The following is a 14,541-nucleotide window of genomic DNA, read 5'->3' as shown; positions in this document are numbered from 1 at the left end:
CAAGGGAAGGGCCCCGGTCGTCGACCGGGGCCCTTCGTCCGTGTATTGGGCCGGCGTCAGGCCTTGACGCGGATTTCCTCGCGGACCTTGGTCGTGAGGTCGATCGCCACGTCCTTGGTGACGCCCTGCGCGGCGTCGCCCGGCGACACGATGGCGATCGTGCTGTAGTCGGCCCACGCGCAGAACCAGTTGGTCTTCTCCTTCTTGGTCAGCTGGTCCTGACCCTTGACCGACTGGCACTTCATGGCCGCGCCGTCGAGGTCGGCCGCCTCGGGCTCGCCGACCAGCTCGGGCTTGCCGGTCCCGGTGGAGGACTCCTTCTCGGCCGACTTCCTGAAGTTGGCGAAGAACAGGTCAAGGGTCGCCTCCGGGTCGGAGATCTCACCGTAGGCACCGGCCACCGACAGGGTCTTGGCCGTCGCCATCTTCGCCGCGGACGACGGATCGTCGGGGTCGTAGTCGCTCAGGTCCACGGTGGAGTAGAGGCCGGCCGCGGTCTTCGCGTTCTTGACACCGCTCTTCTCCAGCTCCGACGTCGAGTCGCCGCCCGCGGTCTGGCCGTCCTTCGTGGTGCGCTTGTAGTCGGTGAGCACCTTCGCCGGCGTCGCCAGCTTGTGGGGCCCGTCGTCCTCCAGGCCGCCGCCACCCCCGCCGATGACGACGTACGCGCCCACACCGATCGCCGCCACCACCGCGACCGCGCCGATGATGATGCCCGTCTTCTTCTTGCCGCCGCCGGGTGCCGGAGGCTGGGGCACGCCGTACGGGGGCTGGCCGTAGGGCGGCTGCTGGCCGTACGGGGGCTGCTGGCCGTAGCCCGGCTGGGGCGCGCCCTGCGGGGGCTGCTGCGGGTAGCCGTAGCCCGGCTGGGGCGGAGGGGCCTGCTGCGGGTAGCCGTAGCCGGGCTGGGGCGCCTGCGGCTGCTGGCCGTACGGGCCCGGCTGGCCGTACGGTCCGGGCTGCTGGGGCTGCCCGCCGTACGGGCCCGGCTGGTTGTAGCTCATGTTCTGGGTTCCCCTCCAGATGCTCAGGTCTTGCCGACATCCTGGCGCAATGTCGCCGTGTGCATGGCATCGGGGCCCCCACCGTTACAAACGAAACGCGTTTCGGGACGGGGTCGTGACACCTCTAAACTGACCCCCGTGACCGAGAACGCTCAGCAGCAGCCACCAGCGCCCAGCACCGACCTGCCGACCCAGTACGCGCCGGCCGACGTAGAGGGGCCGCTGTACGAGCGCTGGGTAGAGCGGGGTTACTTCGAGGCGGACGCCAAGAGCGACAAGCCGCCGTACACCATCGTCATCCCGCCGCCCAACGTCACGGGCAGCCTGCACCTCGGGCACGCCTTCGAGCACACGCTCATCGACGCCCTGACCCGCCGCAAGCGGATGCAGGGCTACGAGGCGCTGTGGCAGCCCGGCATGGACCACGCCGGCATCGCCACGCAGAACGTCGTCGAGCGCGAGCTCGCCAAGGAGGGCAAGTCCCGCCACGACCTGGGCCGGGAGGCCTTCGTCGAGCGGGTCTGGCAGTGGAAGGGCGAGTCCGGCGGCCAGATCAGCGGCCAGATGCGGCGGTTGGGCGACGGCGTCGCCTGGTCGCGTGAGCGCTTCACGATGGACGAGGGCCTCTCCCAGGCCGTCCAGACCATCTTCAAGCGGCTCTACGACGACGAGCTGATCTACCGCGCCGAGCGCATCATCAACTGGTGCCCGCGCTGTCTGACCGCCATCTCGGACATCGAGGTCGAGTACCAGGACGACGACGGCGAACTCGTCTCCATGAAGTACGGCGACGGGGACGACACCATCGTCGTCGCCACGACCCGCGCCGAGACGATGCTCGGTGACACGGCCGTCGCCGTCCACCCCGAGGACGAGCGCTACAAGCACCTGGTCGGCAAGCTGGTCAAGCTGCCGCTGACCGACCGCTCCATCCCGGTCGTCGCGGACGAGCACGTCGACCCGGAGTTCGGCACGGGCGCCGTCAAGGTCACCCCGGCCCACGACCCGAACGACTTCGAGATCGGCCAGCGCCACGACCTGCCGGCGCTGACGGTCATGGACGAACACGCCGTGATCACCGCCCACGGCCCCTTCCAGGGCCTGGACCGGCTGGAGGCACGCTCCGCGATCGTCGCCGCGCTGCGCGCCGAGGGCCGGATCGTCGCCGAGAAGCGGCCCTACGTCCACTCCGTCGGCCACTGCTCGCGCTGCAAGACCACCATCGAGCCGCGCCTGTCCATGCAGTGGTGGGTCAAGGTCGGCCCGCTCGCCAAGGCGGCCGGTGACGCCGTCCGCGACGGCCGCGTCAAGATCCACCCCCAGGAGATGGAGAAGCGCTACTTCGACTGGGTCGACAACCTCCACGACTGGTGCATCTCGCGGCAGTTGTGGTGGGGCCACCGCATCCCGGTCTGGTACGGCCCGGACGGCGAGGTCGTCTGCGTCGGCCCCGACGAGGAACCGCCCGGCGGCGAGGGCTGGCGCCAGGACACCGACGTCCTCGACACCTGGTTCTCCTCCGGCCTGTGGCCGTTCTCCACGCTCGGCTGGCCCGAGCAGACCGAGTCGCTCGCGAAGTTCTACCCGAACTCCGTCCTGGTCACCGGCTACGACATCCTCTTCTTCTGGGTCGCCCGGATGATGATGTTCGGCCTGTACGCGATGGACGGCACCCCGCCGTTCCACACCATCGCCCTGCACGGCATGGTCCGCGACCAGTTCGGCAAGAAGATGTCGAAGTCCTTCGGCAACGCGGTCAACCCGCTGGACTGGATGGACAAGTACGGCTCCGACGCCCTGCGCTTCACCCTCGCGCGCGGCGCCAACCCGGGCGTCGACGTCCCGATCGGCGAGGACTGGGTCCAGGGCTCGCGCAACTTCGCCAACAAGATCTGGAACGCCACGCGCTTCGCGCTGATGAACGGCGCGACGGTCGAGGGCCCGCTGCCGGACGCGTCCAGGCTGTCCGCCACGGACCGCTGGATCCTCTCCCGGCTCAACTCGGTCGTCGCCGAGGTCGACGCGCTGTACGAGGACTACCAGTTCGCGAAGCTGTCCGACGCGCTGTTCCACTTCGCGTGGGACGAGGTCTTCGACTGGTACGTCGAGCTGTCCAAGACGACGTTCCAGGCGGGCGGCGAGGCGGCCGAGGTCAGCAAGCGCGTCCTCGGCGAGGTCCTCGACGTCACGCTGAAGCTGCTGCACCCGATCGTCCCGTTCGTCACGGAGACGCTGTGGACGACGCTGACCGGCGGCGAGTCGGTCGTCATCGCCGAGTGGCCGACGGCTGTGTCCGTTCCTGGTGCTGACGCACCGGGCGGCTTCCGGGACGCCGACGCCGAGCGCGAGATCGAGTCCCTGCAGTCGGTCGTCACCGAGGTCCGCCGCTTCCGCGCCGACCAGGGCCTGCAGCCCGGCCAGCGGGTCCCGGCCCGCCTCACCCTGGACGGCACGCCCTTCGCGCCGCACGAGGCGGCCATCCGCCAGCTGCTGCGCCTGCAGCCGGAGGGCGACGGCTTCACGGCCACGGCCACCCTCCCGGTCGCCGGTGCCGAGGTCGCCCTCGACCTGTCCGGCACGATCGACGTGGCGGCGGAGCGCAAGCGCCTCGCGAAGGACCTCGCCGCCGCCGAGAAGGAGAAGGCCCAGGCCAACGCCAAGCTCGGCAACGAGGCGTTCCTGGCGAAGGCCCCCGACCACGTCGTCGACAAGATCCGCACCCGCCTCGCCAAGGCGGAGGAGGACATCACCCGCATCCAGGCCCAGCTGGAGCGCCTGCCGCAGGCGTAGGGACGCGTACGTGTGTGAGGCCCCCGGCGCCGTCAGGCCCGGGGGCCTCAGACGCACCTCAGGGGTGAAGGGCCCGGGGGCGCGGGCCGATGTCACCCCCGCTCCGTAGACTGGCCCCGTGAGCGAGCTCCCCCCAGACCACCACGCCGACGACCAGCCCGACCCCCTCGACGACTTCGACGAGATCGTCGCGGCCGAGACCGAGCGCGACCCCGACCTCGCCGTCATCGAAGCCGGCAGCCGCACCCTGCGCACCCAGGGCGGTCCGCCCGACGCCGACGTCCCCGCCCGGCCCGCCGACCCCGAGGTCGACAAGGCCCTGCGCGAGGTCGAGGCGGAGCTCGCCACCCGCTGGGGCGAGACCAAGCTGGAGCCCTCGGTCGCCCGGATCGCCGCCCTGATGGACGTGCTCGGGGATCCGCAGCGCTCGTACCCGTCGATCCACATCACGGGCACCAACGGCAAGACCTCCACGGCCCGCATGATCGAGGCCCTGCTCGGCGCCTTCGACCTGCGCACCGGCCGCTACACCTCGCCGCACGTGCAGTCCGTCACCGAGCGCATCAGCCTGGACGGCTCCCCGATCTCCGCCGAGCGGTTCATCGAGACGTACCAGGACATCAAGCCGTACGTGGAGATGGTCGACGCGTCGCAGGAGTACCGGCTGTCCTTCTTCGAGGTGCTCACCGGCATGGCCTACGCGGCCTTCGCGGACGCCCCCGCGGACGTCGCCGTCGTCGAGGTCGGCATGGGCGGCTCCTGGGACGCCACGAACGTGATCGACGGCGACGTCGCCGTGATCACGCCCATAGACCTCGACCACACCGACCGGCTCGGCACCACGCACGCCGAGATCGCCACGGAGAAGGCCGGCATCGTCAAGCAGGGCGCGACGGTCATCCTGGCCCAGCAGCCGGTCGAGGCGGCGCAGGTGCTGCTGAAGAAGGCCGTCGAGGTGGACGCGACCGTGGCCCGCGAGGGCCTGGAGTTCGGGGTCGTCGACCGGCAGGTGGCCGTCGGCGGGCAGCTGCTCACACTGCGCGGCCTGGGCGGGGAGTACCCGGAGGTCTACCTGCCGCTGCACGGCGCGCACCAGGCGCACAACGCGGCCGTGGCGCTCGCCGCGGTGGAGGCGTTCTTCGGCGTGGGCGCGCAGCGCGCCGAGTCGCTGGACCTGGACACGGTCCGCAAGGCGTTCGCCGCGGTGGCGTCGCCGGGGCGGCTGGAGGTCGTGCGGCGCTCGCCGACCGTCGTGCTGGACGCCGCGCACAACCCGGCGGGTGCCCGGGCGGCGGCGGAGGCGATCGGTGAGGCGTTCCAGTTCAGCCGTCTCATCGGCGTGGTCGGCGCGAGCGGCGACAAGAACGTGCGCGGGCTGCTGGAGGCCTTCGAGCCGGTGTTCGCCGAGATCGTCGTCACGCAGAACTCCAGCCACCGCGCGATGGACGCCGACGAGCTCGCCGGCATCGCCGTGGAGGTGTTCGGCGAGGAGCGCGTCCAGGTCGAGCCGCGGCTGCCCGACGCGCTGGAGGCCGCGATCACCCTGGCCGAGGAGGAGGGCGAGTTCGCCGGCGGCGGTGTGCTCGTGACCGGTTCCGTCATCACCGTCGGCGAGGCCCGACTGCTCCTGGGGAGGGGCTGAGACCCGTGCGCACGCTCTGTTCTTCCACGCTGATCGGCGAGTTCTTCGTCATCGGCTTCGCCGGGCTGGTCGCCATGAAGGACCCGGACCTGTCCATGACGACCGTGTGGACGGTCAGCGGCATCGCGATGTTCCTGTGCCTGGTGCTGTGCGGTCTGGTGACGCGCCCGGGCGGGGTCGCGCTCGGCTGGGCGCTGCAGATCGCGCTCATCGCGTCGGGCTTCATCGTGCCGACGATGTTCTTCCTGGGCGCGGTCTTCGCGGCCCTGTGGTGGGCGTCGGTGCACTACGGCCGGAAGGTGGACGAGGCGAAGGCGAGATTCGCGGCCCAGGCCGGCTCCTCTCCGGCTGACGCTGCGTAACGGGCGCCCCGACACGCCGGGTAATCTCGTTCCACCGCACCACCGTGATCCAGAAGGAGCCCGTCGTGACCCAGCGCACCCTCGTCCTCCTCAAGCCCGACGCCGTACGTCGTGGCCTGACCGGCGAGATCATCAGCCGCATCGAGCGCAAGGCGGGCTGGACGATCACCGCGCTGGAACTGCGCGCCCTGGACCAGGACACGCTGGAGCAGCACTACGGCGAGCACAAGGGCAAGCCCTTCTACGAGCCGCTGGTGCAGTTCATGGCCTCCGGCCCGGTCGTGGCGATGATCGTCGAGGGCGAGCGGGTCATCGAGGGCGTGCGCCGGCTGGCCGGCCCGACCGACCCGATCGCCGCGGCGCCCGGCTCCATCCGCGGCGACTACGGCGTCATCGTCCGGGAGAACCTGATCCACGCCTCCGACTCCGAGGAGTCCGCCGAGCGCGAGGTGAAGATTTTCTTCCCCGGCCGGGCGTAACGTCAGCACCTCACGAACACAAGCGGCGGGTTCGGGGGCCGGGCCCCCGGACTTTGCGGCATATGCGTGACGCGGGAGGGAACGATGGCCCCCGAACGCCCGTCTCCAGAAGCGAACGCCCACGGCATCTGCTGACAATGGCCAAGACCCTCCCGCAGTGTTCGCGAAGGCGCGTCTACGATGGAAGCCTTCACGTCACAGCACCCACCTTTGCCGACCTGAACAGCCCTCAAAAGCTCCTGGGAAGGCCAGACGAATCCTGATGGGGAACTCAATGTCGTTCATCGGCCGTGACATGGCTGTCGACCTCGGGACCGCCAACACGCTGGTGTACGTCAGGGGTCGCGGGATCGTACTCAACGAGCCGTCCGTAGTCGCGATCAACACCAACACCGGTGGCATCCTCGCGGTCGGCGCCGAAGCGAAGAAGATGATCGGGCGCACGCCCGGCAACATCGTTGCCGTGCGTCCGCTGAAGGACGGCGTCATCGCCGACTTCGAGATCACCGAGCGGATGCTCCGCTACTTCATCCTGAAGATCCACAAGCGGCGGTATCTGGCTCGTCCGCGGGTCGTCGTTTGTGTGCCCTCGGGTATCACGGGCGTCGAGCGCCGTGCCGTCATCGAGGCGTCGTCCCAGGCCGGCGCCCGCCAGGTGCACATCATCGAGGAGCCCATGGCCGCGGCCATCGGCTCCGGCCTGCCGGTCCACGAGGCCACGGGCAACATGGTGGTCGACATCGGCGGCGGCACGACGGAGGTCGCGGTCATCTCCCTCGGCGGCATCGTCACCGCACAGTCCATCCGCGTCGCGGGCGACGAGCTGGACAACGCGATCATCCAGCACATCAAGAAGGAGTACTCCCTTCTGCTGGGCGAGCGGACGGCCGAACAGATCAAGATCACGATCGGTTCGGCGTACGACCTCGACTCCGACGAGCACACCGAAATCCGCGGCCGGGACCTCGTCTCCGGGCTGCCGAAGACCGTCGTCATCTCCGCCGCCGAAGTCCGCAAGGCGATCGAGGAGCCCGTCAACGCGATCGTCGACGCCGTCAAGACGACCCTCGACAAGTGCCCGCCGGAGCTGTCCGGCGACATCATGGACCGAGGAATCGTTCTGACCGGCGGCGGAGCGCTGCTGCGGGGTCTGGACGAGCGGCTGCGCCGGGAGACCGGGATGCCGATCCACATCGCCGAGGACCCGCTGGACAGCGTGGCGCTCGGCTCCGGAAAGTGCGTCGAGGAGTTCGAGGCGCTCCAGCAGGTGCTGGACGCCCAGCCGCGCAGATGACGTGACTCTTCGATTCCGCCGTACGGGACGATCTCCTCTCGTACGGCGGATCGTTGATATAGAGGCATAAGCTCCCACAAAAGCAGCCCCTCGGGTTTCCCTGGGGCTTCCCGAATTCCTATGAGGAAGGCACGGCCGCCGCACGTGAGGGACACACGAGAGAGCCGGCTGCTCCTGGTGCTGCTGATCGCCATCGCGTTCGCGTTGATCACGGTGGACATCCGCGGTGGGGAGGACTCGCCCGTCGACGGTGCCCGGCAGGCCGCGGCGACGGTCTTCGGCCCGATCGAGAGCGGCGTGTCGTCCGCCGTCGACCCGGTCGGCAACGCGGTCTCCGCCATCCGTGACTCCGGCGAGCGGCACGACCGGCTCGCCGCGCTGGAGAAGGAGAACGCCGCCCTCAAGGCGCGCCTCGGCAGCGACGACCGCGCCCGCAGCCGCCTCAAGCAGCTCGACAAGATGCTGAAGGTCGCGGGACAGGGCCAGTACGGCATCAAGGGCGCCGAGGTCATCGCCATCGGGGCGGCGCAGGGCTTTTCCTGGACCATCACCATCGACGTCGGCGCCAACGACGGCATCAAGCGCGACATGACGGTCCTGAACGGCGACGGGCTCGTCGGCCGCGTCACCACCGTCGGCCCGAACACCGCCACGGTCCTGCTCGCCAGCGACCCCGACTTCACGGTCGGCACCCGCATGGAGGCCGGCGACGAACTGGGCTTCGCCTCCGGTCAGGGCGACCGCCCGCTGCGCGTGGAACTCCTCAACGGCAAGGCCGAGGTGAAGAAGGGCGACCGTCTGGTCACCTTCGGCTCGCAGGCCGACCGGCCGTTCGTGCCCGGCGTGCCCGTCGGCGTGGTCTCCCGCGTCGACCCGTCGGGCGGCGGCCTGACCCGCACCCTCTACGTCACGCCGTACGCCGCCTTCACCAAGCTCGACATCGTCGGTGTCGTCGTCGAGGCCCCCAAGAAGGACCCGCGCGACACGGTGCTCCCGCCCAAGCCCAAGCCCACCCCCCGGCCGACGGTGACGGTGACCGTGACGCCGTCCGCCGAGGCGCCCGTGGACGGCCAGAACCAGCAAGAGCAGTAGGAGCTGTCACCCATGCGCGTCAACCGGATCCTGCTCTCCTCCGCCCTGGTCGTCGTCGCCCTGGTGATCCAGGTGAGCGTCCTCGCCCGCCTGCACCTGCCGGGCGCGGTGCCCGACCTGATGCTGCTCACCGTCCTGGGGCTGGCCCTGGTGTACGGCCATGTCGGCGGCGCCCTGATCGGCTTCGGCGCGGGCCTGCTCGCCGACCTCGCCCCGCCGGCCGACCACGCGGCCGGGCGGTACGCCCTCGTGCTGTGCGTCATCGGTTATCTCGCCGGCCTGGTCAAGCCCGAGACGGGCCAGCTGAAGTCCGCGACCGGCCCCATGGTCGTGGTCGTCGCCGCCGCCCTCGGCTCCACGATGCTCTACGCCGGGGTCGGCGCCCTCGTCGGCGACACCGCCGCCCGCCATGTCGGCCTCGGCAGCCTGCTGTTCACGGCCGCCCTGTACGACCTGCTGCTCGCCCCGTTCGTGGTGCCCGGGATCATGGCCCTGGCCCGGCGCGCCGAGAACGACCCCCTCGCGGAATCGACCTCCGCCGCAGCCAAGGCCACGGACATCTCCTCCGGCTGGCTCTCGGGCGGCACCGGCCTGCGGATCGGCGGCCAGCGCAACGGGCTGCGGGTGAAGGCGGCCCGGGCCCGGACGGCGCGCGCCGGGCGCATCAAGGGGGTCAAGCGGCTGTGACCTCAGGGAAGTTCACCCGAACGGGTCGGTCCAGTAGGAACGCCGGTTCGGGGACGGGCGTTCATCACTCGTACCCGCACATCCGTACGCGCTTCGAGAGGGGGAGGCAGCAGCAGTGACCAACATTCCCGAGACCGGCCGGAACCCACGGGTCCAGATCCGGCTCGTCGTCATCCAGGTCCTCGTCCTGTCCCTCCTGCTCACCCTCGGCGGGCGCCTGTGGTACCTCCAGATCCGTGAGGGCGCGGCCTACGCCAAGGAGGCCTCCGGCAACCACGTCCAGCAGGTCGTCCAGCCCGCCGTCCGCGGCTCGATCCTGGACGCCCGCGGCGTCGCCCTCGCCGACAACGAGACCCGGCTGGTCGTCTCCGCCTCCCGCACCGACCTGCTGAAGATGAAGGACGACGGCAAGGAAGTCCTCACCAAGCTCGCCGGCGTCCTGGGCATGACGCCCAAGGAGGTCATGGAGAAGGTCCGGCTGTGCGACGCCAAGACGCCGCAGCCCTGCTGGAACGGCTCGCCGTACCAGCCCATCCCCATCACCGACGAGGCAACGGCCAAGCAGGCCCTGCAGATCCGCGAGCGCGCCGAGGACTTCCCCGGCATCACCGCCGAGCCGCAGGCCGTGCGCCGCTACCCGAGCCCGGGCAAGGCCAACACCGCCCAGGTCCTCGGCTACCTCTCCCCGGTCACCGACGAGGAGATCAAGAAGGCGCAGGACACCGACTCGCCGTATCTGCGCTCCGACCAGGTCGGCCGCTCCGGCCTGGAGCGCCAGTACGACAAGCAGCTGCGCGGCAAGGCCGGCGTCACGCGCTACGAGGTCGACAACCTCGGCCGCGTCATCGGCCAGGCCGAGGCCGACCCGGCCCACCCCGGCGACAACCTCGTCACCAGCATCGACGCCCGCGTCCAGCGGATCGCCGAGTACGAGCTGAACGAGGCCATGAAGCAGGCCCGCAAGGAGCACGACCGCAACACGGGCACGAACTACAAGGCCGACTCCGGCGCCGTCGTCGTCATGGAGGCCAAGACCGGCCGCGTCGTCGCCATGGCCTCCAACCCGACGTACGACCCGAACGCCTGGGTGGGCGGCATCTCCGCCAAGGACTACGCCCGCCTCACCGGCAAGAGCTCCAACTACCCGCTGCTCAACCGCGCCATCCAGGGCCAGTCCGCCCCCGGCTCCATCTTCAAGGTCATCCCGACCGCCGCCGCGGTCAACGCGGGCTACTCCTTCAACGGCCCCTACGAGTGCTCCAGTTCGTACTCCATCGGCGGCCAGGTCTTCAAGAACTTCGAGTCCAAGGGGTACGGGGCGATCAGCCTCGGCCGCGCCCTGGAGGTCTCCTGCGACACGGTCTTCTACCGGCTCTCCCACGAGGAGTGGAAGCGCGACGGCGGCACCAAGCCGAAGAAGAACGCCAACGACTGGTTCTACAAGACCGCCCACCAGTTCGGCCTCGGCAAGGAGACCGGCATCGACCTCCCCAACGAGGTCACCGGCCGCGTCCCCGACCGCCAGTGGAAGCTGAACTACTGGAAGGCCAACAAGGACGCCTGGTGCCGCACCGGCAAGCGCAACGGCAGCTACGCCGAGATGATCGCCTACGAGAACTGCCTCGAAGGCAACCGCATGCGCGCCGGTGACTCCGTCAACTACTCCATCGGACAGGGCGACACACTTGTCACGCCCATCCAGATGGCCACCATCTACTCCGCCATCTCCAACGGCGGCACGATGTACACGCCCTCCGTCGGCAAGGCCGTCATCAGCGCCGACGGCAGGACCGTCACCCCGATCAAGCCGCAGGCGCACGGCAAGCTGCCGATGACGCAGAAGACCCGCGACGAGGTGGACGAGGCCCTGGCCGGCGTCGCCACCCGCGGTACGGCCGCCTGGAGGTTCGGCGGCTGGCCGCAGGACAAGATCCCGATGCACGCCAAGACGGGTACGGCGGAGGTCTACGGCAAGCAGACCACCTCCTGGTTCGCCACGTACACCAAGGACTACTCGATCGTCATGACGATCTCCCAGGGTGGTACGGGCTCCGGCGCCTCCGGCCCCGCCGTCCGCAACATCTACAACGCGCTCTACGGCGTCTCCGAGGACGGCGACATCGACACCAAGAAGGCGCTGCTGCCCACGCCGCAGAAGACCCTGCCGAATGTCAAGACGGACGGCACCATCGCCTCGCCGAAGGTCCCCAAGGACCCGGCCAAGGACCGCCAGGCCGACAAGAAGGACCCGAACGCCCCGGCGGACCCGCTCCAGCCGGCCACGTCGGCCCCGCCGTCACCCGAGAACCGCGACACCCGAAGGCGCAGGCGCCGGCGGGGAAGCCGGAGGTTGCCCACATGACCGGCGGTGTGAACAGCTTCCAGGTCTCCGGCTACGGGCCCGAGCGCTCCGGCTGGACCCGGCTGCTGGCCCGTGACTCGGTGGCGCGGCGGCTCGACTGGCCGATCCTGCTGTCGGCGACGGCCCTGTCGCTGCTCGGCACGCTCCTCGTCTACTCGGCGACCCGCAACCGCACCGAGCTCAACCAGGGCGACCCGTACTACTTCCTGGTCCGGCACCTGCTGAACACCGGCATCGGCCTCGCCCTGATGGTCGGCACGATCTGGCTCGGCCACCGCGGCCTGCGCACGGCCGTGCCGGTCCTGTACGGCTTCTCGCTGCTGCTGATCCTGCTGGTGCTCACCCCGCTGGGCTCCACCATCAACGGCGCCCACTCCTGGATCAAGCTGCCCGGCGGCTTCTCGCTGCAGCCCTCGGAGTTCGTGAAGGTCACGATCATCCTGGGCATGGCGATGCTGCTGGCGGCCCGGGTCGACGCGGGCGACCGGCAGTACCCCGACCACCGCACGGTCATGCAGGCCCTGGGCCTGGCCGCCGTGCCCATGCTGATCGTGATGCTCATGCCCGACCTCGGGTCGGTCATGGTGATGGTCATCATCGTGCTCGGAGTGCTGCTCGCCTCCGGCGCCACCAACCGGTGGGTCTTCGGCCTGATCGGCGCGGGAGCCACGGGCGCGATCGCCGTCTGGCAGCTCGGCATCCTCGACGACTACCAGATCAACCGCTTCGCCGCCTTCGCCAACCCCGAGCTGGACCCGGCCGGCGTCGGCTACAACACCAACCAGGCCCGCATCGCCATCGGCTCCGGCGGGCTCACCGGCTCCGGCCTCTTCCACGGTTCGCAGACCACCGGCCAGTTCGTCCCCGAGCAGCAGACCGACTTCGTCTTCACCGTGGCGGGCGAGGAGCTCGGCTTCCTCGGCGGCGGGCTGATCATCCTGCTGCTCGGCATCGTCCTGTGGCGGGCCTGCCGGATCGCCCGCGAGACGAGCGACCTGTACGGCACGGTCGTGGCCGCGGGCATCGTCGCCTGGTTCGCCTTCCAGACGTTCGAGAACATCGGCATGACGCTCGGCATCATGCCGGTCACCGGCCTGCCCCTGCCGTTCGTCTCGTACGGCGGCTCCTCGATGTTCGCCGTGTGGATAGCGGTGGGCCTCCTGCAGTCGATCCGGGTGCAGCGGCCGATGTCCGCCTGAGACACGGGCGGGGCGTCCCCCTGACGTCCCGCCCCGGTGCCGACTAGATTCGGTGCATGGCGGACACCAAGCGCGAGATCGAGCGGAAATACGAGTCCCTGGGCGGCGGCCTTCCCGACCTGACCGGTGTCACCGGGGTCGCGGGCGTCGTCCACCGGGGCGTGGCCCACCTCGACGCCACCTACCACGACACCGCCGACGAGCGCCTGACCGCCTCCAAGGTCACCCTGCGCCGCCGCACCGGCGGTTCCGACGCGGGCTGGCACCTGAAGTTCCCCGTCGCCCCGGGCGTGCGCGACGAGATCCACGCCCCGCTCTCCGACACCCTCCCGGACGTCCTCGCCTCCCTCGTCCGCTCCCGCGTCCGCGACGCCGCACTGCTGCCCGTGGTCCGGCTGCGCTCCGACCGCGACGTGACGCACCTCGTCGACGCCGAGGGCAGGCTGCTCGCCGAGGTCAGCGTCGACGCCGTGCACGCCGAGCGGCTCACGGGCGGCGGTGGCGAGGCACGGTGGACCGAGATCGAGGTGGAGCTCGCCGACGGGGGAGACCCGGCCTTTCTCGACAAGGTGGAGAAGAAGCTGCGCAAGGCGGGCGTACGGCCGTCGGCGTCGGCGTCGAAGCTGGCCAGGGCCCTGGAGGAGACCGCACCCCGGCGGGAACGCCCCTCCGCCCCCGCCGGTGACCCGGTGACCGCGGGGGACCACGTCCTGGCGTACGTGCGCGCCCAGCGGGACGTGATCGTCGAACTCGACCCGGCCGTGCGCCGGGACACCGAGGACGCCGTGCACCGCATGCGCGTCGCCACCCGCCGGCTGCGCAGCACCTTCAAGTCGTTCGGCGAGATCCTCGACCCGGCCGTCACCGGCCCGATCGCCGACGAGCTGAAATGGCTGGCCGGGGAGCTGGGCCTGGAACGCGACCGCGAGGTGCTGGCCGCGCGGCTGACGGCGTCCCTCGCCGAGGTGCCCGCCGACCTGGTCCGCGGCCCGGTCGGCGAGCGGCTGGATTCCTGGGCGCGAGCCGAGCACAGCGGGGCCCACGGCCGGATCCTCGGCATCCTGGACTCCCGCCGCCACCTGGCCCTGCTCGACACCCTGGACGCCCTGATCGCCTCCCCGCCGCTGACGAAGGCGGCCGCGAAGAAGCCCCGCAAGATCCTCGCCAAGGCGGTGAAGAAGGACTTCCGCAAGGTCGCCGCCCTGGTCGAGGAGGCCGTGGAGCTGGAACCCGGCACCGACCGCGACGTCGCCCTGCACAACGCCCGCAAGAAGACCAAGCGCACCCGCTACGCGGCGGAGGCGGCCGAGCCGGCCCTCGGCAAGCCGGCCAAGACCATGATCAGGTCCATGAAGTCGCTGCAGAGCCTGCTCGGCGAGCACCAGGACAGCGTGATGGCCCGGCAGACCCTCCGCGAGCTGTCGGCGGTCGCCCACGCGGCGGGGGAGAGCGCCTTCACCTACGGCCTGCTCCACGAGCGCGAGGCGCAGCGGGCCCGGCGCGTGGAGGACGAACTGCCCGCGGTCTGGAAGAAGGTCAAGGGGGCGGCGGCGGACCTGTGATCGCCGGGGCGTACGGAGGGGTGCCACGGTCGCGTTAGTCTGGATGGTCACCCCTGTCCGACAACGAA

11 protein-coding genes are annotated in these 14,541 nt (G+C 70.4%); 10 read left to right on the top strand and 1 reads right to left on the bottom strand.

What is annotated here, in order from left to right; genetic code table 11:
• Positions 1-56: 56 nt before the first annotated feature.
• The gene (locus tag ABZY20_RS17795) at positions 57-1,004 is read right to left on the bottom strand and encodes a hypothetical protein (RefSeq protein ID WP_356442455.1); all 948 of its coding nucleotides are present in this window, start codon (positions 1,002-1,004) and stop codon (positions 57-59) included.
• A 138-nt stretch (positions 1,005-1,142) separates the two neighbouring features.
• Between ABZY20_RS17795 and ABZY20_RS17790 the strand changes: the two genes are divergently transcribed.
• The 10 genes from ABZY20_RS17790 to ABZY20_RS17745 all read left to right on the top strand — a co-directional run bounded on the left by ABZY20_RS17790 (position 1,143) and on the right by ABZY20_RS17745 (position 14,473).
• Positions 1,143-3,794, top strand: coding sequence for a valine--tRNA ligase (locus ABZY20_RS17790; RefSeq protein ID WP_356442454.1), 2,652 nt, complete (start codon positions 1,143-1,145; stop codon positions 3,792-3,794).
• A gap of 118 nt (positions 3,795-3,912) precedes the next feature.
• Positions 3,913-5,436 (top strand): folylpolyglutamate synthase/dihydrofolate synthase family protein, encoded by a 1,524-nt coding sequence (locus ABZY20_RS17785; RefSeq protein ID WP_356442453.1) that lies wholly within the window; start codon positions 3,913-3,915, stop codon positions 5,434-5,436.
• Positions 5,437-5,441: 5 nt separating this feature from the next.
• Positions 5,442-5,798 carry a DUF4233 domain-containing protein gene (locus ABZY20_RS17780; RefSeq protein ID WP_356442452.1) on the top strand — a complete coding sequence of 119 codons (357 nt, stop codon included), beginning with the start codon at positions 5,442-5,444 and terminating at the stop codon, positions 5,796-5,798.
• A gap of 65 nt (positions 5,799-5,863) precedes the next feature.
• A complete protein-coding gene (gene ndk / locus ABZY20_RS17775) occupies positions 5,864-6,277 on the top strand; it encodes a nucleoside-diphosphate kinase (RefSeq protein WP_356442451.1) in 414 nt (137 codons plus the stop codon).
• Positions 6,278-6,551: 274 nt separating this feature from the next.
• Positions 6,552-7,571 (top strand): rod shape-determining protein, encoded by a 1,020-nt coding sequence (locus tag ABZY20_RS17770; RefSeq protein WP_004001297.1) that lies wholly within the window; start codon positions 6,552-6,554, stop codon positions 7,569-7,571.
• Between the two features lie 144 nt (positions 7,572-7,715).
• Entirely contained in the window at positions 7,716-8,663 is a 948-nt protein-coding gene (mreC, locus tag ABZY20_RS17765) for a rod shape-determining protein MreC (protein ID WP_356442450.1), read from the top strand.
• Between the two features lie 12 nt (positions 8,664-8,675).
• The gene (gene mreD, locus ABZY20_RS17760; protein ID WP_356442449.1) at positions 8,676-9,350 is read left to right on the top strand and encodes a rod shape-determining protein MreD; all 675 of its coding nucleotides are present in this window, start codon (positions 8,676-8,678) and stop codon (positions 9,348-9,350) included.
• 115 nt (positions 9,351-9,465) lie between these two features.
• Positions 9,466-11,712, top strand: a complete 2,247-nt coding sequence (gene mrdA / locus ABZY20_RS17755; RefSeq protein ID WP_356442448.1) for a penicillin-binding protein 2 — start codon at positions 9,466-9,468, stop codon at positions 11,710-11,712.
• Positions 11,709-12,911 (top strand): rod shape-determining protein RodA, encoded by a 1,203-nt coding sequence (gene rodA, locus ABZY20_RS17750; protein WP_356442447.1) that lies wholly within the window; start codon positions 11,709-11,711, stop codon positions 12,909-12,911. The genes mrdA and rodA overlap by 4 nt, the downstream gene beginning before the upstream one ends.
• Before the next feature lie 56 nt (positions 12,912-12,967).
• Entirely contained in the window at positions 12,968-14,473 is a 1,506-nt protein-coding gene (locus tag ABZY20_RS17745) for a CYTH and CHAD domain-containing protein (protein WP_356442446.1), read from the top strand.
• The last annotated feature ends 68 nt before the right edge of the window (positions 14,474-14,541 follow it).

Source organism: Streptomyces sp. NPDC006624, from assembly GCF_040611555.1.
In the GTDB taxonomy this organism is placed as follows: domain Bacteria; phylum Actinomycetota; class Actinomycetes; order Streptomycetales; family Streptomycetaceae; genus Streptomyces.
This window is presented reverse-complemented; position numbering and strand designations above follow the sequence as displayed.

What these genes read in the sequence shown, in the direction of transcription:
- ABZY20_RS17795 (WP_356442455.1), bottom strand. Translation starts at nt 1,004, where the DNA reads ATGAGCTACAACCAGCCGGGCCCGTACGGCGGGCAGCCCCAGCAGCCC.
- ABZY20_RS17770 (WP_004001297.1), top strand. Translation starts at nt 6,552, where the DNA reads ATGTCGTTCATCGGCCGTGACATGGCTGTCGACCTCGGGACCGCCAAC.
- mreD (WP_356442449.1), top strand. Translation starts at nt 8,676, where the DNA reads ATGCGCGTCAACCGGATCCTGCTCTCCTCCGCCCTGGTCGTCGTCGCC.
- rodA (WP_356442447.1), top strand. Translation starts at nt 11,709, where the DNA reads ATGACCGGCGGTGTGAACAGCTTCCAGGTCTCCGGCTACGGGCCCGAG.
- ABZY20_RS17745 (WP_356442446.1), top strand. Translation starts at nt 12,968, where the DNA reads ATGGCGGACACCAAGCGCGAGATCGAGCGGAAATACGAGTCCCTGGGC.